General features: G+C 45.6%; 12 protein-coding genes and 1 pseudogene. 8 read left to right on the top strand and 5 right to left on the bottom strand.

What is annotated here, in order from left to right; genetic code table 11:
- Window positions 1–466: 466 nt before the first annotated feature.
- Together QZ157_RS08825 and QZ157_RS08820 are read left to right on the top strand one after the other, a co-directional pair.
- Complete coding sequence (locus QZ157_RS08825; RefSeq protein WP_295144554.1) at window positions 467–2,572, top strand: ribonucleoside triphosphate reductase; 2,106 nt, start codon at window positions 467–469, stop codon at window positions 2,570–2,572.
- Window positions 2,573–2,705: 133 nt separating this feature from the next.
- Window positions 2,706–4,061: an FAD-dependent oxidoreductase gene (locus tag QZ157_RS08820; RefSeq protein ID WP_295144551.1), complete on the top strand. Its 1,356-nt coding sequence runs from the start codon at window positions 2,706–2,708 to the stop codon at window positions 4,059–4,061.
- Here QZ157_RS08820 and QZ157_RS08815 read toward each other — a convergent pair.
- Window positions 4,058–4,684 carry a GNAT family N-acetyltransferase gene (locus QZ157_RS08815; protein ID WP_295144548.1) on the bottom strand — a complete coding sequence of 209 codons (627 nt, stop codon included), beginning with the start codon at window positions 4,682–4,684 and terminating at the stop codon, window positions 4,058–4,060. The two genes, QZ157_RS08820 and QZ157_RS08815, sit on opposite strands and share 4 nt — an antisense overlap.
- 179 nt (window positions 4,685–4,863) lie before the next feature.
- Between QZ157_RS08815 and murI the strand changes: the two are divergent.
- Window positions 4,864–5,532 (top strand): annotated as a pseudogene (gene murI / locus QZ157_RS08810) (glutamate racemase); the annotation flags it as partial.
- A gap of 780 nt (window positions 5,533–6,312) precedes the next feature.
- Here murI and QZ157_RS08805 read toward each other — a convergent pair.
- The 4 genes from QZ157_RS08805 to QZ157_RS08790 form a co-directional block, all read right to left on the bottom strand.
- A complete protein-coding gene (locus QZ157_RS08805; protein WP_295144557.1) occupies window positions 6,313–7,116 on the bottom strand; it encodes a M48 family metallopeptidase in 804 nt (267 codons plus the stop codon).
- 529 nt (window positions 7,117–7,645) lie between these two features.
- Window positions 7,646–8,719 (bottom strand): putative transporter, encoded by a 1,074-nt coding sequence (locus QZ157_RS08800; RefSeq protein WP_295144546.1) that lies wholly within the window; start codon window positions 8,717–8,719, stop codon window positions 7,646–7,648.
- A gap of 426 nt (window positions 8,720–9,145) precedes the next feature.
- Window positions 9,146–11,986 carry a DUF4214 domain-containing protein gene (locus tag QZ157_RS08795; protein ID WP_295144543.1) on the bottom strand — a complete coding sequence of 947 codons (2,841 nt, stop codon included), beginning with the start codon at window positions 11,984–11,986 and terminating at the stop codon, window positions 9,146–9,148.
- Between the two features lie 171 nt (window positions 11,987–12,157).
- Complete coding sequence (locus tag QZ157_RS08790; protein ID WP_295144540.1) at window positions 12,158–14,857, bottom strand: surface array protein; 2,700 nt, start codon at window positions 14,855–14,857, stop codon at window positions 12,158–12,160.
- Between the two features lie 255 nt (window positions 14,858–15,112).
- On the opposite strand from QZ157_RS08790, the gene QZ157_RS08785 reads away from it, so the two are divergent.
- The 5 genes from QZ157_RS08785 (at window position 15,113) to QZ157_RS08765 (ending at window position 23,924) form a co-directional block, all read left to right on the top strand.
- Window positions 15,113–16,225, top strand: a complete 1,113-nt coding sequence (locus QZ157_RS08785) for a SapC family protein (RefSeq protein ID WP_295144537.1) — start codon at window positions 15,113–15,115, stop codon at window positions 16,223–16,225.
- Window positions 16,212–17,945, top strand: a complete 1,734-nt coding sequence (locus QZ157_RS08780) for a type I secretion system permease/ATPase (RefSeq protein WP_295144534.1) — start codon at window positions 16,212–16,214, stop codon at window positions 17,943–17,945. The genes QZ157_RS08785 and QZ157_RS08780 overlap by 14 nt, the downstream gene beginning before the upstream one ends.
- Window positions 17,946–19,229: an HlyD family type I secretion periplasmic adaptor subunit gene (locus QZ157_RS08775; RefSeq protein ID WP_295144531.1), complete on the top strand. Its 1,284-nt coding sequence runs from the start codon at window positions 17,946–17,948 to the stop codon at window positions 19,227–19,229.
- Entirely contained in the window at window positions 19,219–20,517 is a 1,299-nt protein-coding gene (locus tag QZ157_RS08770; RefSeq protein ID WP_295144528.1) for a TolC family protein, read from the top strand. Before QZ157_RS08775 ends, QZ157_RS08770 begins: the two co-directional genes overlap by 11 nt.
- A 107-nt stretch (window positions 20,518–20,624) precedes the next feature.
- Window positions 20,625–23,924 carry a DUF4214 domain-containing protein gene (locus tag QZ157_RS08765; RefSeq protein ID WP_295144525.1) on the top strand — a complete coding sequence of 1,100 codons (3,300 nt, stop codon included), beginning with the start codon at window positions 20,625–20,627 and terminating at the stop codon, window positions 23,922–23,924.
- Window positions 23,925–24,205 lie beyond the last annotated feature (281 nt).

Here is a 24,205-nt window from a genome sequence, read left to right as displayed (position 1 = left end):
CTATTTTACTTAAGCATTTCTAAAATTATTTTATTAATAAATACTTAGCTAAATTTGTTTAGAATTAAATCAAATATTTTAACGTTAGAACCAAAGATATAAGCAAAATACACAATATGTATTTTGTTTTACTTCCGCCTTCGTTGTAAAGCAAGCACTATTTATGAAAGATTTCCCTTTGGGATTTGAAATTATTTATTTAAAAGTTACGGCCTTATTCTTTAATTCCATCCTTTAAATCCATATTTACAGCGGTAAATTATGATAATAATTGTCATATAATATAAAAGCTAAATTTTAAGCTCTACTTAGTGCATTTCCCTAAAATACGCTCTATAAACACAATAAAAAACTAAAAAATGACATTTTCAAAATGCCCGGAGAGCAAATTTCGGTCACTAAATTTTAAGCCAACTTTGCCTATACTTCCGTCAAATTTATCATCAAATTTAACGTAAGGAACGAAATGAAATTTATCCTAAAACGCGACGGCACGAAGCAAGAGTATTTGCCGTATAAGATCGCGGACGCCATAAAAAAGGCCTTTGAGAGCGAGAGTAAAGAATACGACGAAAAGGTCTTTTTAGACGTTATGAGCCACGTTTTCGACAAGGAAATTTTAAGCGTCGAAGATATCCAAGACTACATCGAAAAGGCGCTTTTTAACGCGGGACATTTTGGCGTAATGAAGAGCTTTATGCTCTACCGACACACGCACAAGCTTCAGCGCGAGCAAATTTTAGGACTAAACGAAGACACCACCTACATCAACTCCACCCAAACGATCAGCGAGTACATCAACGGTACCGACTGGCGAATTCTCGCCAACTCAAACACCAGCTACTCAAACGCAGGCCTCATCAACAACACCGCGGGCAAGGTCATCGCCAACTACTGGCTAGATAAGGTGTATAGCAAAGAAGAGGGCCTCGCGCACCGAAACGGCGACTATCACATCCACGATCTTGACTGCCTCACGGGCTACTGCGCGGGCTGGAGTCTAAGAGCGCTACTAAACGAGGGATTTAACGGCGTGCGCGGCAGGGTCGAGAGCAAGGCGCCAAAGCACTTTAGAGAGGCGCTGTATCAGATGGCAAATTTCCTCGGCATTTTGCAAAGCGAGTGGGCTGGTGCGCAGGCGTTTAGTAGCTTTGACACCTATTTGGCGCCTTACGTTTTCCGCGACAAGCTAAGCGATAAAGAGATCAAAAAGGCGATAACCAGCTTTATCTTTAACCTAAACGTGCCTGCTCGCTGGGGTCAGAGTCCGTTTACCAACGTAACGATCGACATCACCTGCCCGTCCGATTTGCGCGATCAGATCCCGACGCGCGAGGATAGGCATATATTTAGCGACCTAGAGGACGCGGAGCTTGCTAAGGAGGCGCAAAAACGCGGCTTTAACAAGCTAACGGATATGACCTACCGCGCCTTTGAGCCTGAGATGAACCGCATAGATAAGGCCTTTTACGAGATCATGACTGAGGGCGACAAATGCTCTCAGCCATTTACCTTCCCGATCCCGACCGTAAATATTACCGAGGACTTCGACTGGGATAGCGATGTGGCGAAGGTGCTTTTTGAAAACACGGCAAAAATGGGCTCGAGCTATTTTCAAAATTTTGTCGGCAGTCAGTACACAGTCGATGAAAACGGCAACCGCGTCGCAAACGACAAAGCCTATAAGCCGGGCCACGTGCGCTCGATGTGCTGCCGCTTGCAGCTAGATTTACGCGAGCTGCTAAAGCGCGGCGGAGGGCTATTTGGCAGTGCGGAGATGACCGGCAGTATCGGCGTCGTGACGCTAAATTTAGCTCGCTTGGGCTACCTATATAAAGGCGATAAAAAGGGGCTATACACCCGCCTTGAGTATCTGCTAAATTTAGCCAAATCCACGCTAGAAAAAAAGCGCGCCTTTATCCAGGAGATGTACGAACGCGGCCTGTATCCCTACACCGCGCGCTATCTAAAGCACTTTAATAATCACTTTAGCACCATCGGCATCAACGGCATGAACGAGCTTTTGCGTAATTTCACGAACGACAAGGAAAATATCGCGACCGATTTCGGGCGAGAATTTGCGATCGAGATGATAGAGTTTTTACGCGGTAAAATTCGCGAGTTTCAAGAAAGCACGGGCAACCTTTATAACCTCGAAGCCACGCCTGCCGAGGGCACTACGTATCGCTTCGCCAAAGAGGACAAAAAGCGATATCCGGACATCATCCAGGCCGGTTTTGGCGAAAATATCTACTACACCAACTCCACGCAGCTGCCGGCAAATTTTACCGACGACGCGTTCGAGGCGCTCGATCTGCAAGACGAACTGCAAAGCTCCTACACCGGCGGCACGGTGCTGCACCTGTATATGAAGGAGCGCATCAGCTCGGCTGCGGCCTGCAAGGATCTCGTGCGCGGAGTGATAAACAACTACAAGCTGCCCTACATCACGATAACGCCGGTCTTTAGCGTCTGCGCTAAGCACGGCTACATCAGCGGCGAGCACGAATACTGCCCGAAATGCGACGAAGAACTTTTAGCGGAGTTTAAAGCGCAAAATGGCGCGAAATAGCATAAATTTAGGCGGCGAATTTAGCTTTTAAATTTGCCGCCGCTAGCCGTGCCACCGCATTTTTAAAACCCGCCAAACTCAATCAAATTTAAGCATTTTTAGGCAAAATACGCCAAAAATTTACGGAGCTTTTATGAAAAGACATTACGAAGTAGCCGTCGTCGGAGGCGGAATTTCGGGTTGCGCGCTATTTTATCAGCTCGCGCGCTACGCGGACGTAAAAAGCCTCGCGCTTTTTGAAAAATACGAAGACTTAGCGACGCTAAATTCGCGCGGAGAGTGCAACTCGCAGACGATCCACTGCGGCGATATAGAAACGAACTACGATTTTGAAAAAGCCAAAAAGGTAAGCGTCGCGGCACGCATGGTCGTAAAATACGCGCTGATGCACGGCTACGCGGGCGAGTTTATGTTCTCGCACCAAAAGATGGTTCTAGGCGTAGGCGAGGAGGAGAGCGCGACTTTGCGCGAGAGATTTAGTAAATTTCGCGAAATTTATCCGTATCTGCGGCTTTTTGAGAAAGACGAGCTAAAAATCCTCGAGCCAAACGTCGTTTTAAATGCCGACAAAAGCGGCGATAGAAGCGAAGAGATCGTGGCGATGGGCGTGCAAAGCGGCGAATACACGACGATTGATTTCGGGTGCGCGGCTAAGAGCTTCGTAAAAAACGCCTGCGACGCCGCATCTAAAGAAAACCGAGAAGCGGACGTGTTTTTAAGCTGCGAGATAGAGCGGATAGTCCGCGCTAGCGACGGCTTTTGCCTCACGGCTAAAGACGGGCGCGAATTTAGCGCGAACTACGTTGTAGTCGATGCGGGCGCGCATTCGCTGTTTTTGGCGCACAAGATGGGTTATGGGCTTGATTACAGCTGTTTGCCCGTCGCGGGGAGCTTTTATATGAGTGACAAACGCCTGCTAAAGGGCAAGGTCTATATGGTGCAAAATCCAAAGCTGCCTTTTGCCGCGCTACACGGCGACGCCGATATCCTAGCGGACGGGCGCACGAGGTTTGGCCCCACCGCGCTACTGCTGCCAAAGCTAGAGCGATACCGCGGAAGCGCGACGTTTTGGGACTTTTTAAAGACGCTTAGGTTTGACGGCAGGGTGGCTAGGTCGATGTTTGAGCTGCTTTGCGATAGCGAGATTAGAAATTATCTATTTAAAAATTTCGCCTACGAGATCCCCTGTATAAATCGCCGCCTATTCGTCAAAGCGGCGCGAAAAATAGTACCTTCGCTAGCCTACGAAGACGTGAGTTACGCGCGAAATTTCGGCGGAGTGCGCCCGCAGGTGCTGGATAAAACAAGCGGGCGTTTGATGCTGGGAGAAGCGGGCATAAACACCGGCGAGGGCATTAGCTTTAACATGACGCCAAGCCCCGGAGCCACTAGTTGCATGGCTAACGCGCTTCGCGACGCGCGCGAGGTTTGCGCCTTTTTGGGAAGGAAATTTAACGAAGATAAATTCGCGGCCGAGCTTTTGGATTAGTTTAAATTTTTACCCGGTATCGTTAGGCTTTCCGGTTTGCCGCACATATCGCAGACTTCGGGCAGTTCGCCCCAGCGCGTAAAGCCGAATTTCGCAAACAAATTTAGGCTAGCGGCGTTGCTGGAAAATATCAGTGCGACGATGTTTTTGACGCCAAATTTTGGTGCGTTTTCGAGTATAAATTTTACAAGCCGTTTGCCAAGCCCCTTGCCGCGAGCTTCGGGTGCTGCGTAGACGCTGATCTCGGCCGTGATGCGGTAGCTCTCGCGCGGATGATAGTCGCTGAGGCTGCCCCAGGCTAAGATTTCGCCTTTTTGATTTGCGGCGCCTATCTTTTGCGCGCCGAGATTTTTGCCGTTTGAGCCAAATTTTCTCTCGCAATCAGCTTTACCGTCTTTGCCTGCCAAATTTTCCTCGCAGATCTCGCGCAGCACGTATATCGGGCGATTTGCCGCCTCGTGCGCGTCAAACCACGCTTCGCGCTCCTCTATGTCTACCGGATGCAGCGCGGCCGTGGCGTTTCGCTCTAAAACGCTTGCGTTATAAATGCGCGCGATAGCGGCCAGATCGACCTTAATGGCGCGAGAGATTTCGTATTTTGCGTCGGTTGGATTTTCTTGCATCTTGATCCTTTTTTAAATTTAACCGATTTTACGCCAAATTTAAACTGAAGGCGGGTCTGAATTTTAGCGCCGTAAAGGTGCTGGTCTAACCGTCTCTAAGAGGCAAAATTTGCGTCCAAAGGCGAAATCGCCGCAAATTTGAGTTATAATCTCTTTTAAATTTAACCTTGGATAAAGATTTGAAAATAGCTTTTTTTGACTCGGGTATCGGCGGGCTTAGCGTGCTTGCCGAGGCTTTAGCGCGGTTTAGCGGGGCAGAGTTTTTGTATTTTGCCGACGAGGATCACGTCCCCTACGGCACGAAAAGTAGAGCCCAGATCGTGCGCCTGAGCCTTGATGCGGTCGGGTTTTTGGTCTCGTGCGGCGCGGAGGCGATCGTCGTTGCTTGCAACACCGCCACGAGCGCGGCCATCTCGGAGCTTCGCGGCGCATTTAGCGTGCCGGTTATCGGCATGGAGCCCGCCGTCAAGCTCGCCGCGGATAGCTTTGGCACGCGCCCGACGCTGCTCATCGCCACGCCGCTAACGATCGCCGGCGAAAAGCTCGCGCGCCTCGTGGGGCGGCTGGAGTGCGAGACGTGGAGTCTGCCGCTGCCCAGGCTCGTGGAGTTTGCGCAGAATTTGGAGTTTGACTCGCCTGCGGTTCGGGCGTATCTGCGGGAGGAGCTAGCTAAATTTGAGCTTGAGCGCCTCAGTTCGCTCGTGCTTGGCTGCACGCATTTTAACTATTTCAAGGACGTTTTGCGCGAAATTTTGCCGTCTCACGTGCGCATCATCGACGGCATCGACGGCACGCTAAACCGCCTAGCAAGCAAGCTTAGCGGAGGGCTAAAGCTTGCGCGCGGCGAGGATTTGGCCTCAAGGGCGGCTAAATTTGACGCGGGTAGCCAAATTGGCGCTTTGAGTTTTGAGGACGCAGGCAAAATTTGCCGCAAAAGCAGTAACTGCGAGCAAAATTTGAGTTCGCAAGGCTTGGAAAACAACACAGACAAAGCAGGTTTGCCGTTTTTGCGAGAGGGTCAAATTTTACGCCCGCAGCGCTCAGGCGGCTCAAATCTTGACAGCGCTAAAATTTCAAACGACTTTTACCTAGCGACAAATGACGCAAAAAGCTCGCGCCAAGATAGTGGCGCCGCAAACGTATCGGGCGTAAGCGGCAAAATTTACTATCCAAACGGCAACAGCGTGGAGTATTTTTACTCGGGCAGGGCACTAGATGCGGCGCAACTTGAGCGGATAGGGATATTTTTAAAGCGGCTTGAAAAGATGCGGGAGATTAATTAACGCCGTTACCCGCCGCGCGCCGTTTTACGCAATAAAAGGGCGGTAAAAGGCAGGCTTGCGCGCAAATTCGATACGGGCAGCGATGTAAATCGGCATCAAAAGCTACTCAAATCTCCGACGAAACAGCTAACCTAAAATCCATAAAAATCAAAAGCGGTTAAATTTGCCGCTTTTAAAGCAAATCGAAAAACAGCAGCCAAAGCGGCAAATTTAAAATCTAATCGTTTAAATTTAGCATTCGGCGGATTTTACGACTCGTAATCCGCCTTGCAAGATATAAAAAAACGCCTGCCGCCCCAAACGGCTAGCCGCAAGCGTTTAAAGAGCCGTTACGCTAGCTAAATTTTACTTTTTGGCTTGCAGATATACCGGCTCTAGCTTGGCCGCGACCTCGCGCAGATCGGCTATACGGCTCTCGTTTGATGGGTGGGTGCTTAGTATCTCGGGCACGCTACCGCCGCTTTTTTTGGACATTTTTACCCAGACGTTTACCGCCTCTTTAGGATCGTAGCCCGCGCGCGCCATCAGCTCCGTGCCGATGTGATCGGCTTCGCGCTCGTGAGAGCGAGAAAACGGTAGCGAGATGGTGTACTGAGCGGCCATGTTTATGGCGCCGGTAGCTAGATCGCCTAGTCCCGCAGCTTGCGAAACGGCGAAAATTCCGACGTTTGTGAGCATATCGGAGCTAGCCTGCTCGCGGCTATGCTCGCGCAGCGCGTGCGCGATCTCGTGCCCCATGACCGCGGCTAGCTCGCCGTTTGTTAGCGAGAGGTTTTTTATGATGCCGCTATAAACGACGATGCGGCCGCCCGGCATACACCACGCGTTTATCGTATTTTCGTCGATGACGTTTACTTCCCATTTCCACTTGAGCGCGTCTTCTCTAAAGACCCCGACCTTCGCGATTAGGCGTTTGGCGACGTCTTGCACTCTTTTGGTCATCACGGGGTCGATGTTTAGCGCGCCTTTTTGACGCGCTCCGCTAAGAGTCTGCACGTAGGCTTTGGCTGCGGCTTCGTTCATCTCTTGTTCGCTGACTAGAAACATCTGGCGTCTGTTTTCGCCCAGCGCTCCGCCGCTAGTGGAGCTAGTAAAGCAGCCCGTTAGTAGAGTGGCCGCAAATAGTGCGGAGAGGATAAATTTTTTCATCATTTTTATTCCTTTTATAAATTTTGGGGTAATTATATATTTAAACTGCTATAAATTCGTAAATAGGCGTTTAAATTTAGCTTAAAATAGGCGTAACGATGAAAAGGTTGGATTGGACGGCGGGTTTGCCTGCTAAATTTATAAAACTTCTGCGCCGATAAATTTGCGTCCAAATTTTAAGCGTCCTAGGCGTTTAGTTTGCAAGCGTTTTGGCAAGCGCGCCGTCTTTGCGCGTAAATTTAAGACAAAGGCGCGCAGGCTAGATGAAAATCCGTCTGTAAAAAAGCGGCAAAGGCAAAAAGCTGGATTAATCAAGCGCGATAAATTTACTAATTTTGCGCGCTAAATTTATATGTTCGGCCTTACCGACGCGGGTAAATTTAGCGTCCGAGATATCTAAACCTCGCATCTGGTTAAAACGAAATTTACGCCAAAATTGCCGCCGTAGATAACCTTGCGGATAAGCAAGCCCGGCGTAGTTAAATTTGCTCGCGTAAATTTATGTTTTACGCATCGCAAAACGTCGCTGCTAGGCGCTAAACTCTACTAGCGCTAAATATATCGCAAACGCGCTCGCCGTGATCGACCAGTAGGCGAAAATATCAAGCCCTAGTCCCTTGTTGTTCTCGTTTTTCGTGCCTTTGTAGCCGATATTTGTTTCAAATTCTTTCAAGCGCTTGTGGATGGAGCGTAGCTCGGTGATGGTCGTCCAGTTTCTTATAAATATCGACAAACTCTCGCGCACCTGGGAAAAGGCATTTACGACTTGCATCATCACGCCTAGCGTTATCGCGCCCGTTAGCACGCTAGGGCCTAGGGCTATGAGCGGAACGATGATCATACTTTGCGAGAAAAAGTATTTCCAAACGTCGAAATATCCATAGTGCAAAAAGAGCCTGCCGAAGTTAAATTTTATCTTTTTAAAAAGCTCTTCTAGCTTGCGCGTATCGCCGTAGTTTTGCTTGTCGTCCTCGGCGTAGACGAGCTCTTTTCTAAATGCGGCTTCGACTTTTTGGTTGTTGTACTCAAGGCCTGGTAGCTTGATGCCTACAAACCACGAGACGACTAGGCCTCCGGCGCTGGTAGCTACCGCGATCCACACGAGCGAACCCGCGACGCCCTCCATAAAGGGCACTTTTACCTGAGCGCTAAGAACCCAGAGTATAGGCACGAAAGCTGCTAGCGTCATGACCGCATCTACTACCGTAACGCCTAAGTCCTCTACTATCTTGGCGAAGCGGTAGATGTCCTCCTGGATACGCTGCGAGCTGCCCTCGACATCGCACGGCGTCTTTTTCCAGTAGGCGATGTAGCTAAAGGTCATAGCCTCTCGCCACCTAAACGTCCAAACGCGTGTAAAATACGATATCGCCGTACCCAGTAGCACGAAAGGAAACGCTAGCGCGGCAAAAATCTTAATCGCCGTCCAAAAGTCGTCTACCGTGTGGTTTTTGACGTCTTGCAAAATATCGTAGAAGTCCTTGTACCATTCATTTATCGCGACCGTTAGCTGTACTTGCGCGTATGTGCAAGCCAGTATCAAGATCGCTCCCAGATGCGCCCACGCAGCCCATTTTTTGCTCGCGAAAAACGACGAAAACATCGATCTGCCTTTTAAATTTGAGATTTGCTAAAAAAGTATAAATTTACTCGCCGAAGGGCAAAATCTTAGTCCGCCGCGATCGCTCTAGGCGGGTCTTGGCTAGTAGGCCTTGACTGCAAAAATACAAAGTAGTATAGCCGCAACCGCGATTTATGAAGCATTCAATTTGTCTGTGTTTTGGGGCAAATTTAAGCCTGAGGCTACGACCCCTCGGCTTAACCTCGGGGCAATTATACTAAAAAATACGAAAATCTTCCTGATTTATCTTTTTGCGCGCGGCTTTACCCGTAGCGGCGAAATTTGGAGCGGATAAATTTGAGCTTTGGGTTAAATTAAATCAAGGCAAATTTTGCGCGAAAGAGAAGTTTAAATAGAATTTAGAAAATAAAAAGATAAACCCCGAAAGGTCGGGGTTTATCGCGGAGATTAGAGGGTTATCTGGAGAGTATCAACCCCTAAAGGCAAGCCTGTATCTACATTGGAAATTCTGGCATTGTCTAGATTTACGGTACCGGCTAGTTTTACTACGTAGTCGCCTCCAGTTATTCCAGGATTACCATCTGGCCTTACGAGGTACGTGTCGGTCGAGTTGCTGTCCGGATCGGTGTAGGTAAAGTAGGCTAGTTTGTCTGCTCCGCCTGCCGCGTCTAGAGCTCTAGATAGGTTGTTTGCAAAGTCTAGCGAGCCTGAAGTTTCGTATTTTACGATGTTGGTCGGTAGAGTTCCGGCATTTGCGCCTAGATGCAGTTTGTCGCCTGCAGAGAAGTCCTTTATAGTCGCTACTTTTGACGCCGCAAAGGCTGCGACAGCAGTTGCTGGATTGGCTGGATCTAATGAGCCTATTTTGAACGTATCATTGCCCGCTCCGCCCGTTACGGTTGCGCCTGATTTGCCACCGAAGGTTATCGTATCGTCTTTTGCTCCGCCTTTGATAACGGCTTTATCTGCTAGATGAGCCGTACCGTCAAACGTAAATTTACCCTCTAGCGTGCTTGCGTCAACGGTTTTTACTTTCGTAGCCGTAGCGTCTAGGGTTAGTACGGTATCCGCATCGCCCTTTACGGTTATAGTTTTTAGAGCATCTGCTGCCGCAGCACCGGTTTCTAGAATGATTTTATTTGTTAGCCCGGACGTTTTAGCTTCATTTGTTTTTGAGGTAATATTTACCGTTTCTATGTTTTTTACGATAATATTTCCTGCATTTGCTATACCGGCGGTAGTATTGTCTTTAGGGTCTAGAACCAAATTTACCGTATCGTCTGTGCCCGTGTCTGCATCTTTTATGCCTAGAGTTAGATTCTTGGTTGAAGCTAGAGCCACCTTCTCTAGAGTTATGGTAGAGTTATTGGCTAGTTTTGTTATAGATTGAGAATCTGAGCCGTCTGCTAGAGTGATGTTGGTAAAGCCGCTCCATTTAGACATATCTATGTCGTGAGCTAACGTATTGGATATCTTCAATCCTTCAAAGTTGTTAAATGTCACTTTATCGCCTGCGCCGTCTTTTGCTGTATTTGAAGTTACCGATACCAAGTCTGTTCCGGCTCCGCCGTCGATGGTTTGTTTGTTGGCGGTAGCCGTTAGAGCGACTACGTCGTCGCCGCTACCTAGTTTTACGGTTGAGTTTTCTACGTTATTTAAGGTAAATTTAGCGAAATTTCCCGTAAATGCGCTAGCGTCTATATCTTTAAGAGCGGTTTGAGTGCTTAGATCAAGAGTTAAATTTTTAGCATCTCCGTCGATGACTGCTTTTACTAGCTTATTGTTCGCGCCGCCATAAGTAAAGAATGCTTTTTTATCGGCTTTTGCGTGTAGCGTTAGATTTTTTGCGTTAGCTGCCTCTAGAGCTGCTGTTAATTGATCATCGGTACTACCTTCTTTAAATTTATAGTTCATACTAAAATCAACGTTTTCTACATCGGTAGAGATATTAAATGTGGCAAAATCAACATCTGTTACGCTTATCTTAGTGGCTTTAGCTACGGCCGTAGCGGCTGCTAGCTTTAGGCTAGATAGTGTTATCTCTGTAGCTTCTGCCAACGGATGCGACGTCGCAATGGTAAGTGTATTGGCTTTATCGTTTAGATTTACGGTTACCTTGGTAGCTTTTGCCGTATCTATAGTTGTGTCGCCTTTGGCTTTTATTGCGACTTCTTGCACTTTCGCTGCCGTTAGTTTTGTTTCAACGCCTGTTGTAGCGCCTGCATCGATAGACACCTTACCTTCCAGTTTGGCTGCATTTACGATTACTGAACCCGTTGTTGATTTTGCTATTATTTCTTTTGTTACTTCGCCGGCTACCAACTTTAATGGACCGGTAGTATCAATAGAAATTTTTTCTTTTGTATCGGTTCCGCTTGTGTCTGCTGAGCTACCTTCTATTTTTACTTCGCCGATGGTTTGGATGTTCAGGTTGTCTAGACCTTTGTTTACGGTAAATGGGTTTGCAGTAAAGGCGACCTCTGATCTGATGTTTAAATTTTCGATATTGCTCACGCCTCTCATAGCAGTATCTATATCGTTCATAGCGAAGGTGGTGACTGCGCCGTTTTTTTGTACGGTTAAATTTAGAGTATCTTTACCGCCTTTAGCGTCAAGCGTGTCTAGAGATGACAACGTCGATGTTTTTGCGCCGTCGCCTACGTAGTAAACGCCGTTAAACGTATCGTCGCCGTCGGTACCTACGATATTATCCGTTTCTGCGGTTAAATTTTTATTGGTGCTAGGAGTTTGTCCGCTAGCTAGTTGGTCGACTTTTGCTTTTTGCTCTTCTAAATTTGTATCAGTCGTGCCCCTGATTATAGCTTGAAATGGCTCGTAGTCGTAGGTGCCGTCGTCTCTTTGGGCGATGTCTGCTATCTTTTCGGCCATATATGCGGAAACTTCGGTTTTGTTTCTAAAGATCGCCGCAGCAACCGGAGCCGCCGCTATGGCCTCAGGAGTTTGCGCTACTTCAAAAAGTTTAACTAGGGTTTCGCCTCTTGAGTGTCCGGCTTCTAGGTGGCGTACCCATGACTCGATGCCTGCTGGATCGTCGGCATAGTCTTTACCGAGGAAATTTTTATAGATGTTTGACACAAAGCCTCTGTCGGTGTCTATCCTGCCGTTAAAGTACGACTGAACCGCCGGAGAGCGGAGCATATCGTCTGCTAGTTGAGCCTGCGTTTTGGTCGCGCCTGCCGCAAACCACGCGTTTAGACCCGCGCCTTCGGGCGCTCTGTTAAATAATGCCACGTATAGTTGGGCGACTTGTGCTTTTGTTACTGCCATAAAGGCCTCCTTTAAGGTAAGTTGAATTCGGTTAATACCGGGACGATTATAACATTAAATTTTTGATTATCGGATAACGAGCGCAAAAAGCACGAATTTAGCGCGGCGAGCAGAGCCTCTAGCCCGCCCGCCGCAAGAAAAGAAAGAATAAAATGAGCGTAATATATAAAATTATAGTATTACGTTTCCGTCTGCGTCCGTTTTGGCCGCGCTTAGGTCTTGGACTCCGGATAGCTTAGTCACGTAGTCGTCCGCCGTTACGCCGTCGTTAGCGTCTGAAGAGACAAGATACGTGTTTGACTGATACGTGAAATATGCGGTCTTTGACTCGTGGTCTTTAGCCGCGGCTAGCGCTCTTGCTAGGTTGTTGGCAAAATCTAGCGAGCCGTCGGCCTCGTATTTGTGGATAGAGTTTTTGTTGGCTACGGTATTTCCTAGATGTAGCTTGTCGCCTCTAGAAAAATCAGTAACCGAGCTTAGACGATCCGCGCCGAATGTTCCCGCGCCGGTACCTAGCTTGTTTACGTTAAACGTGTCGTTGCCCGCACCTCCCGTTACGCTAGTGCCGCTTAGCGCGTCAAATGTGATCTTATCGTCGGCTAGGCCGCCTTTTATCGTGCCTGCGGCGTCCATCTTGCCCGTGGAGTCAAAGGTAAATTTGCCCTTTAGCGCGCTTGCGTCTACGGTTTTTAGTTTTAGATGGTCGTTTATCTTTAGCTCGGTGTTGCCGTCGCCTTTGACGTTTATCGTCGTTAGTTTGGCCTTATCCGCCGCGCTAGCCTTTAAATTTATAACGTTTATCGCGCTAGCGGTTTTGGCGGCATCTTGATTTGAGGTTATATTTACGGTTTCTATGTAGTCTAGGACGAAATTTCCCGTATTGTTTAGTCCGGCAGTCGTCGCTTTTGGATTAAACGCTAAATTTAATACGTCGCTTTCGCCGCTTTGCGCGTCTTTGATTAGAACCGCTACGTCTGCGGTAACGGCTACGGTATCTACCGCTACGGTAGAGCCGTTAGCTAGGTTTTTGATCTGGGCTCCCGCGCTAGCGCCGCCTCCTAGGACGACGGAGTTTAGGTTTGCCCATTTAGTCATATCGACCGCTCCGTCTAGCGCGTTAGTTATCTTTAAATTTTCAAAATTCGTAAGCGTTAGTTTATTTACGGTCGCTTTTGCTACGGCTGAGGTTACGGCTATAGTGTCGTTACCCGCGCCGCCGTTTATGCTCTGGACGTTTGCTACGCTATCTACCTCGACCGTATCGTCTCCGCCGCCTAAAGTAGCCGTAGAGTTTGCGACGTTTTTTAGCTTGAGGCTAGAAAATCCGCCCTCAAAAGCGCTTGAATCAAAATTCGTAAGAGCCGTTTGCGCGGAGAGATCCATGGTTAAATTTCTCATGCCGCCGTCTACTTTGACCTTGGTTAGCGACGTGATGTTGCCTACGTCTAGGCTGCCTTCTTTACCTGCTTTGGCGTGTAAATTTAGCGTTTTTACCTTATCGGCCGCGCTTGAAGAGAGTTTGGCCGTGGCGTGAGCGGAGTCTTGGGCGTAAGACATCGTTAGATCCACGTCTTGTTCGTCGGTTTTTATGGAGTTTGAGCCAAAATTTACGTCCGTTACGTCGATCTTTTTAGCTTTTGCCGCGACGATGTCTGAGGCTAGGGCTAAATTTGCCAGCGTTAGCTCGGCAGCGTTGGTATTAGCGTAGGTTAGGGCGTTTGAGTCGCGCTTTAGGTCGATATTTACCTTTTTGATCGCTTCGCCCGTGGTTACGGTCGTAGCCCCGCCTGCTTGGAGTTTTAGGGTTTGAGCTTTAGCGACATTTACGTTTGCGGTGCCGTTTGCCGATACGTCTACTTTAGTAGCTTCGGCGGCGTTTAGTACGACGTTTCCTTGCGACATTATCTGCGTTTCTTTCGCCTGCGCTGCGGTTAGCTCTACGTCGCCAGTGGTGTCTATCTTGACTTTGTTTGAGGTGTTAGTCTCGGTGATTTTAACTTTGTCGATAGTAGAGATGCTTAAATTTTCAAGGCCGTAGTTAAATTTGACGCCGCTTGCGTTAAATTTAACCTCCGAATCGATATTTAAATTTTCGATTTGCTTGACGCCTTTTAGGGCGTTGGTTAGCTCCGATTCGGTTAGATCGGTGGAGTTCGTGTTTCTAAGCACGGTTAAATTTAGCGTGTCTTTGCCGGCTCCGGCCTCTACTTTATCTAGAGGTGAAAGCGTTGATTTTCTATCGCCGCTGCCTTGATAATACTTCGCCGTAAAAGTGTCGTCGCCCGTGGTGCCGGTTATATTATCGACGTCTTCGGTTAGGGTTTTGCTTACGCCCGCGCTTGCTAGCGCGTCTACTCTAGCCTTTTGCTCTTCTAAATTCGTAGCGTTAGTCGTGCGGATGATTTCTTGAAACGGAGCGTAGTTATAGCCGCCGTTGCCGTCGCTATCGATGTTTCCGATCTTTTGCGCCATGTATGCGGCGATCGCCGATTTGTTTTCAAATATCCTAGCCGCCGTAGGATCTGCGGCTCTTGCCTCTGCCGATGCGGCTACCTCAAAGAGTTTAGCCAGCGTCTCGCCTCTTGAGTGTCCGGCCTCTAGATGGCGCACCCACGCGTCTATGCCGCTTGGATCTTGGGAGTAGTCTTTGCCCAGAATATTTTTGTAGATATTTTCTACGTAACCTCTGTTAGTATCGATGCTGCCGTTAAAATACGACTGAACGGCCGGAGAGCGTAGCATATCGTCTGCTAACTGAGCCTGCGTTTTGCTCGCGCCTGCGGCGACCCATGCTCTAAGACCAGCGCCTTCGGGTGCTCTGTTAAATAATGCCACGTAAAGTTGGGCTACTTGTGCTTGCGTAATTGCCATGTCGGCTCCTTAAAAGTGAATTTTAGCTTAAGTGCTAACGTCTAACGAATAAATGTATCGACTATTACGCAAAGTCAATGCAACTATTATAATAGCAATAGACTATTCGTCGTAGAAATATAAGCAATATCTATTCCAATAATGCCGAAATCTTAAAATAAAAAATTAAATACTCTGGCACTTTTTAATATTTTTTTAAGTATAAAAGGACTACAATCACATTCTTGATGTTTGAGTTACTGGTTAAGGTAAATTTTGGGTAGAGCAATTAGAGAGATAAAATCGGAAATGGTTTTGATAAAACAAAAAGGAAGCTTTTTTAGCGACGAAAGCGAAAAAGAGCTTTACATTGAGATTTTGAACTCTTTGGCTCAAAAGCACGATATGGAGATACTGGGCTACGTTTTGGAGTCCGGTTCCGTATCGCTGTTTTTAAAATCCCTAAACATACCTAAAATAATGCAGGAACTAAACAGCGCCTTTATACGAAATAGAAACAAAAAAAGAGGCTTCGTTCAAGAAAGCGATATAAAAAGGTACGAGATAAGGAACGTTTTTATAAACGAATTTGAAGACGTCTTGGCATTCTTACAAAAAAGCGGCGGATATACCTTTAAAAATATCGATAAAAATTTAAGTTTAGCAAAAAGAATAGAAATCCAAAATTTTAAAAAAAGGACAGAGATGAAAGTGGTTGCTTTAAATTCAGAAGTACATAAAGGATTGTCTTATCACCAAGACGAGTTACCGAATTTTCCATTTGCGGAGATAGTCGCCAGCGAGGCATTTTTTTGCGATAGGGACTTAGCGATAGTTTTTACCAACGACGTAGTGCCTAAGCTTTTAGTGCTGCTAGGCAGAAACGAAAATTTAATCATAGATAAAGATTACAAAGGATACGTACCGGCGATAATGCAAAACTATCCGTTTACGGTAGCTAAGGTAGAAGACCAAACTATCCTTTGCGTCGACGAGGACGCGCCTCAGCTAAAAGGCAAGGGCGAGAAGCTCTTTAAGAAAAACGAAGAGCCTAGCGATTTTCTAAAAAATACCATCACGGCTATCCAAAACTATAATGCCGAGCTAGCCGCGACTCAAAAAGCGCTTGAAGAAATCAAAAAGGCCGGAATTTTGATAAATAAAGAGCTAACGGTATCGGACAACGATAAAAAAATAACTCTAATAAAGGGATTTTCGGTCGTAAGTAGAAAGAAGCTAAACGAGCTTGACGACGCGACTTTGGCCGATTTTGCGAGAAAAGGCTATATTAGCTTGATAGACGCGCACATCAGGAGCTTGTCGAATTTACAAAATTTGGCGGCTAAAATTTTAGAAAACGAGAGCAAAACGGCAAATGAAAATAAATGAACTAAAAGAGAGCATTAAAAAGTCCAAACGCGTAATTATTTACGCGGGACTTTTTAGTATGTTCATAAACGTCTTGATGCTGACCTCGCCTTTATACATGCTTCAGCTCTACGGCAGGGTCGTAACTTCAAGAAGTCTTGATACGTTATTTTTCCTAACCCTTATCGTTATATTTTTATATCTTTGTATGGCGCTTTTTGAAATTTTACGTTCGAGGATACTCGTAGTATTTTCAAATCAACTCGATCTTAGGCTATCAGAGCGCGTTTATGATGCGATATTTAAGCTCTCGGCCAGGCAGCCGGGCAGAGTCTCGTCTCAGCCGATGAGAGATTTAAATACGATAAAGCAGTACCTTAGCGCAAACGGCGTATTTGCCTTTTTAGACGCTCCGTGGCTACCTTTTTATATCCTTATACTATTTTTCTTCCACCCTTATTTTGGATATTTTAGCATCGTAGCGGCGATTATTTTATTTGCGCTTGCGCTTTTAAACGAGGGCGCGACCAAAGACGGACTAAAAAGGTCAAACGACGCTTTTAACGCCGAGACTCGCTTCGTGGACTTAAATTTGCGCAACTCCGAAGTCATCCAAGCGATGGGAATGAACGGAAATTTAAAGAAAATTTGGCATAAAAAGCACAACGAATTTTTAGAAGCCCACTCCGAGTCTAGCGTAAAGGCCGGAATGTACGCAAACATAAGTAAAGTTTTTCGCGTGGTTTCCCAGTCGCTTATGCTAGGTCTTGGCGCGTATTTAGTCGTTTTGCAGGAAGTAAATCCGGGAATGATGATCGCAGGCTCCATCATCATGGGCCGCGCGCTAGCTCCGCTTGATATCTTGATCTCAAGCTGGAAAAGCTATAAAAATACGAAAGAAAGCTATGCTAGACTTTCGCAGTTTTTAGAGGATTTCCCGGCGGATAACGAAAAGCTTAAGCTTCCGGATCCGCAGGGCGATATATTCTTAGAAAGCATAAGCCTAGTGCCGCCTCACGGCAAAGCGCCTACCTTGATGGGGATAAATTTCGAACTAAAAAGCGGCGATATGTGTGCTATCATCGGCCCAAGCGCGGCAGGCAAAAGCTCGCTTGCTAGAGCGATGCTGGGCGTTTGGCCGGTATTTCACGGCGTAGTGCGTATAGACGGAGCCGACATCACGCAGTATAACAGCGATCATTTAGGACGGTTCGTCGGATATTTGCCGCAAGACGTCGAGCTTTTTGAAGGAAATATCGCCGAAAATATCGCGAGATTCGGCGAACTTGACAGCGAAGCGATCGTTCGCGCGGCAAAGCTAGCCAACGTCCACGATATGATATTAAATTTACCCGATGGCTACGAAACTAAAATAGGTATCGGCGGCGCTAGCCTAAGCGGCGGACAACGCCAAAGAGTCGCTCTAGCTAGAGCGCTTTATAAAGAGCCTAAGATGATCGTGCTAGACGAGCCTAACGCCAGCCTTGACGAGGAGGGCGAGAGAGCGCTTTTTGCCGCGCTTTCCAGTATGAAAGGCAAAGCTACTATCGTGCTAATAACCCATAAGCTAAATATCTTAAATTTAGTGGATAAAATCGCGGTATTAAACGGCGGTAGGTTGATGTATTTCGGAGCCAGAGACGCCGTACTCGCCGAGCTTAACAAAGCCAACGCGCAACAAGCCCAAGTGCAGCAAAAACAAAACCGCCCAAGCATAAGCCTTGACGATTCGGAGGAATAAATGATACTTAAGAGTGAAAAAGGCACGGTAAATTTCGGTATTTTCGTTATATTTATGCTCGTGGGAGTTTTTGGAATATGGCTAGGTATGGCGCCTCTAAATAGCGCTGCTGTAGCCGTAGGCAAGATAAACGTCGTAAGTAACAAAAAGATCATCCAGCACTTAGAAGGCGGCGTCGTAGATAAAATTTTCGTCAAAGACGGAGACGTAGTCAAAGCAGGCGATCCGCTAGTGGAGATAAAAAACGCCGCGTTGCAAAGCGAGATAGGTATCGTTAGGGCAGACTATCTACGCACTAGCGCCATAGTTTCTAGGCTAGAAGCGCAAAAAGACGATGCTAATGAGATCAAATTTAGCGACGACATAAAGCAAATAAGCGGCTATGAAGAGGTTGCTAACGGCCAGATTAGTATATTTAACGAGCAAAAAAAGCTGCTCGATAACGAAAAAACTATCTTAAAACAACGCATAAAGCAGCTGGAAAATCAAATCCAGGGCGCAAAAGCCATCATGAGCGCCAAAAAAGACCGTATCGCTTCTTTAAATGAAGAGATAAGAGAGTGGGAAAGGCTTTTTAAAGAGCAATTAGCCGATAAAGTCAGACTTCGCGACCTAAATAGAGAAAAAACCGCGGTTGAGGGCGAACTAGCTGCCGGTACCGCCGAGATCGCAAGGCTAGGCGTTCAGATAAACGAGACGCAAGGGCAGATAGCTCTAAGAGATAGGAGTTTTAAAGAAGATATCCTAAAAAAACTAGAAGACGCTAAAATTCGCCTCGTAGACTTAGAACAGCGATATAACGCGCTAAAAGACCAATCCGAGCGCACCATCGTAAAATCTCCGGTAGAGGGTAGCGTCGTAGAACTAGCATTTCATACTATAGGCGGAGTTATAAGGCCGGGCGAGAGGATCATGAGCATAGTGCCTGACGATACCGACTACGTCGTAGAGGCTAAGCTAAACGTAGTAGATATCGACACCGTGCATGTAGGACAGCTTGCCGACATTAGATTTAGCGCGTTTCAGCATAAACCGAGCTTCGTTATGGAAGGTAAAGTTACTTATGTATCGGCAGATAGCGTTCAGGATAACGCCGGACACTCTTATTACGATATAAAAGCCGAACTTACGCCGGAGGGTATGAAAGAATTTGATAGAAACGAGTTTTTTATCGTGCCCGGTATGCCTGTAGAGGTGATGATAAAGACCGGCGACAGAACGATGTTGGAGTATGTCTTAAAACCATTCATAGATATGTTTAAAAGGGCGTTTAATGAAGACTAAAATTTTACTTTCCGCCTTGTTGGCTTCAAATTTTGCTTTCGCTCAAAGCGTCAGCCTCTCTGAAGCCTACGAGATGGCGTTAGAAAATAATAACGAAGTAAAGATGAATATGTATAACAACATAGCCTCCCAGGAGAGACTTTCTCAGGCTACGGCTATGTTTTTGCCTACCATTAACGCTGAGGCGTCTTATATCGGCGAAAAATACGACAGGATGGATAGACGCAGAGTATCTAAAATAAACGAAAGCTATAAAAAAGTAGGCGTTAGCCTTAGCCAAAGCGTTTTTAGGCCCGCTATCTGGTATCAAAGAAACCAAGAGGAAATCAGAGTAAGAGGCAACGAACTCGTCTATGAAAACGCTAAGCAAGAGTTAGCCAAAAAGGTCGTAGAGGCGTATTTTAACTATACTTTCGCCTCTGAGACGCTAGCTCTAGCGCAAAGCTACGAGGAGGCCAATCGCGCTAAATTTAACCAAATGCAAAAGTCTTTGGAATTCGGTCTGGTAAATAAAATGGATATGCTAGAATCTAAAGTAAGACTAGACGAGGCGATGCTAGGCGTAAACAAAGCCAAGCTAAATATCGAGGTGGCAAAACTGGAGCTAACGAAACTAGTCGGACAAGAGGTCGAGGTTAAAGATAGCTTTAAAAATATCGACACCGAGTTTTTTAAAAGTATAAATTTAGCCCAGTTCGGCGACGTGGCTAGAAATTTCAAATACAAAGATAGCGTGCTTGCAGTAGAAATTTCCGAGCAAGAGTATAAAAAACGAAAAAGCGAGCATCTACCGACGCTTGATTTTAGTATCAGCTACTCAAATTTATATTACGACGACAACGACTATTCGGGCGATAGGCGCAGGAAGCTAGATACTATGCTTAGATTTACTCTGCCTTTATATACCGGCGGGTCTACCAGCTCGCGGGTCGAGGAGGGTAAGCTGTTAAATTTAGCTAGCATCGAGCAGCAAAAAGATATAAAAAAAGAGATAGAAATCAGCCAAAAAAAGGCGATTAACAACTATCTTAACTATATTGACGAGTGCGAGCTAATGCATAGGTCGCTACAAAATGCCGAACTTTACGAAAAATCGATAGAAAGAGGCTACGAAGAGGGTCTAAAAGACGCCGTAAATTTATTCGACGCGCGCGCTAGAGTGTTTAAAACAAGAAACGAAGCGCTAACGGCGGCTTATAATCTCGTGCTTTCTTATCTGGAGATACAGTGGCTAAACTCAAACATTTCAGTAGAAATGATGAGAGACCTTCAAAGAGCGTTTAAGTAAAATTTGTTTTTATTTTTGCGTTTTAAACCGTTTTTATGATATAATTAGCGACAGTATTCTGTAAAGATACCCAAAAACTCAAGAAAAACATTAAAAAGGAGTCCTTAATGGCAGTAACACAAGCGCAAGTCGCGCAACTTTACGTAGCGTTATTTAACCGCGCTCCCGAGGGAGACGGCTTTAACGCATGGGTTAGAGCTGGAGCGAATAAAACGCAAGCTCAAATAGCGCAAGAGATGCTAAATTCCGATGCGGCTAGATCCTACTATAACGGCAGAATCAATCAAGATAAAGATTTTGTCGAAATGCTTTATAAAAATATCCTAGGCAAGGATTACTCGCAAGACCCAAGCGGTATCGACGCATGGGTCAGACACATCCAAGCCGGCAACTCAAGAGGCGACACTATCGTAAAATTGTTTGAGGTGGCTACTTCGGCGGCGGCTAGAGCGGCCGATCCGGTTGCTGCGGCGACTTTTGCAAATAAAACCGAAATTTCAGCCTACATGGCGCAAAAAATTTCTCAAATAGCTCAAGACAATAGCGGCAATTACGATTACACTCCTTTCCAAGAGATTATCAGAACTACGAACTCTACGAATTTAACCGAGCAAAAAGCTAGAGTAGATCAGCTGGCAAACACCGCTTATCATACTCTAACTACCGGCGAAGATACCGTAAACGGCACTACGAAGGCAGATGTCATAAACGGCGTTATAAGCTCAGTAGTTTCTCAAAATACGTTTAATCCTGAAGATAAGATCGACGGCGGTTCTGGCGAAGATACGCTAAATGCGGTTATGACTACAAATTTTAACGGATTTTCCGGCGGATATTTGAGAAACGTAGAAAATCTAAATTTAACTAACAATAGCGGTACTAGAAAGGTATTTAACGCTGAAGGCGTAGAAGGCTTAAGAAAAGTAAATATCGGCGGAGATAGCGCGACTAGAGTTATAAATTTGGCCAATATCGTCGATCTAAGCGCTGCAAACGTAAAATCAGGCGATATACTTCTGACCTACAACCCTGCTATAATCGCAGGCTCTAACGACGAGCAAAATCTCACTTTAGACAACGTAGGCGCAGCTACCGCCGAGGGTATGATGTCAAATTCTATTGTTACAACATTTAGCGGCATCGAAAAGCTAAACATTACTACTAAAGGCTCTGCAAGCTATATAAGCGGCGTTAGCAATAAAAACATAGTCGTAAAGGGCGATGCGGCTCTAGATATAGCTCTAGCAGGCACTAAAGCCGCACCTAACGGCGTTACTACAAATTTTGACGCATCAGCCTTAAATGCAAACCTATCGGCTGATTTAGTCGGCGGATATACTACTTTAGAGGATGTAAAAGGCGGTAAAGGCAACGATACTTTCAAAGCTAATATAAATAGCGCAAGCGTAGGTATATTTAAAGTAAACGGCGGCGACGGTAACGATACTCTCGAATTTAACGATTTAGACGGCGGACTTAATACTGCTAGAAAACTAGAAAGTACTTCTATTGAGAATTTAATATTTAAAAATTCTGAGATAACAACTAGCGTTCCTGCTGTTTTAGACCTTGAGAAATCTCCGGATGTAACAAGCTTAACGGTGGGCTTGAAAGATACGATGAGCAATAAAAGTTTGAACGTCATAAATTCAGCTAATCTTAAAACCCTTAATGTTTTAACAAGTACTGGAGCAGGTAATAAAATTACTATAGACACTGCAAATTTAAATGCCGTCAACTACACTAACGAAATTGATACGGATAGTAAGCTAGTTAGCGTTACGGCAGCTAATGCTACAAAACTAGACGTAAGCCTAAAAGGTATTATCTCTGGAACGGGCACGATAAAAGCAGATAAAGCTACTGCTCTTACGCTTACTATGGATTCAAAAGACGTCGGCGGTAAAAATTTAAGCTTTGAAGCACCGTTAGCTACTTCTTTAAAAGTAACTACGACACAAGCAGATAGCGTATTTGATTCCACAGCAAATAAGCTAAAAGCCCTTAAGACATTGGATGTAACCACTGCAGGTAAGTTTAAGCTAAGCAATACCGCTACCGAAGATCACTTTGCGACTCTTTCGACTATAAATTTAAAGGGTACTAACGAAAAGTCATCTGCCACCGTAGTTGCAGGTATTCAGTCCTCAGATAATGCTCACAGAAGTACGTCTATTCAGGATATAAATTTAACAGCTGATCATCTGCAAGCTACCATGGAAACTCATGGTTATCAGTCCTTACATGCTACGCTAAATACCCAAGGCACTATCAACGTGTCATTAAATAATGATACTCGCGGTGAAGTTGAGATAGATACTAGTAATGCTGGAACTTTAAACATCGAAAACAATAGTGTAAATGTCCAGCATCTAATACTATCGTCCACACTTGACTATACCGATGCGACTGATAGCGTAATTGTAAAAGGCGGTACGGCGCATAAGGTAACTATCGGAAATATAGCTGCAAATAAAATAGATATAGATCTCGGTCAAACCCTTGGAGTGACATCGTTTGATGACCATGGTCCAGCTTGGTTAACCGCAAACGACATAAAGCTAAAAATTTCTTACATAACGGGAACGAACGAGGCCCCTATAGATCTAAGAATAGCTGGCGGTAGAGATTTTAAAGCAGACATTACGGGTTCGGTAAAAAATGACACTATCAATATAACAAAAACAAACAGTATAGTAGGTGTCGAAAATATTAAAGTTAGCGGCGATCTTGGAGCCGGATATGACGAGTACACTCTAAATACTAGCAATACCGGCGATAGCCTAAGAACCATTGACTTAAGTGGCCTTAGAAATGTAGAAAAAGGCACTATAACCTTAGATGTTCTTAATGCGAAAAATTTGATCTCTCTTAAAGCTACCGGTGGCGAAGATACCGTTACTTTACAAAATAATATGCTTTCGGAGACTACTATTAGAAATCTAGATATAGATCTCGGCGCAGGCGATGATAAGATTACATTCGGTACTCTAACTGCGAGTAAAACCATTACCGTAAAAGGTGGAGCGGGCGGCGACGAATTCGTCGTAACCAATGCAAAGACCGATGCTGACGCTAGCAAATATGTAGTAATTAGCGACGCTTCTAGCGGTGATAAGATTAAATTTGGAGCGGTTAGCGGTATCCAGAAAATAGCCGATAGCGTAGTGAGGGACAAAACTACTCTTAAAGAAGCTATTAATGCTGCCTTGGAAGTTGCGGGTGCTGATGATGCAAATAAAGTTTCATACTTCACTTATGGCAACGACACCTATGTAGTTCACAACGCTGCTGCGAGCACTCCTGCATTAAGCGCCAACGACCATCTTGTAAAGCTGGCTGGCGTCAGAGCGGATGATATCATCGCTACATATGATACCACTCAGGGAACGTTTAATATCAACTGATATTAGTTTCGCTATATTCATCTCCCGACTTATCTCGGGAGATACTTTTACTATATTTTAAATTTTATTCACGAATTTGCCGCTTTACGGTATGATTTTGACGGCTCGATCTAACCCTCTGCGCTAAATTTTACTCTATCTTAAAACAAATTTTATTTTTTATGCTATAATTGCACCCAATCTATAAAAAATATTTAAATTTAATCACAATTAAAGGAGTCCCTAAATGGCAGTAACTCAAGCGCAAGTAGCTCAGCTCTACGTAGCGTTGTTTAATAGAG

This window comes from uncultured Campylobacter sp. (assembly GCF_905372745.1).
GTDB lineage: Bacteria > Campylobacterota > Campylobacteria > Campylobacterales > Campylobacteraceae > Campylobacter_A.
The sequence above is the reverse complement of the archived record's forward strand: the minus strand, read 5'-3'. Positions and strand labels throughout refer to the sequence as shown.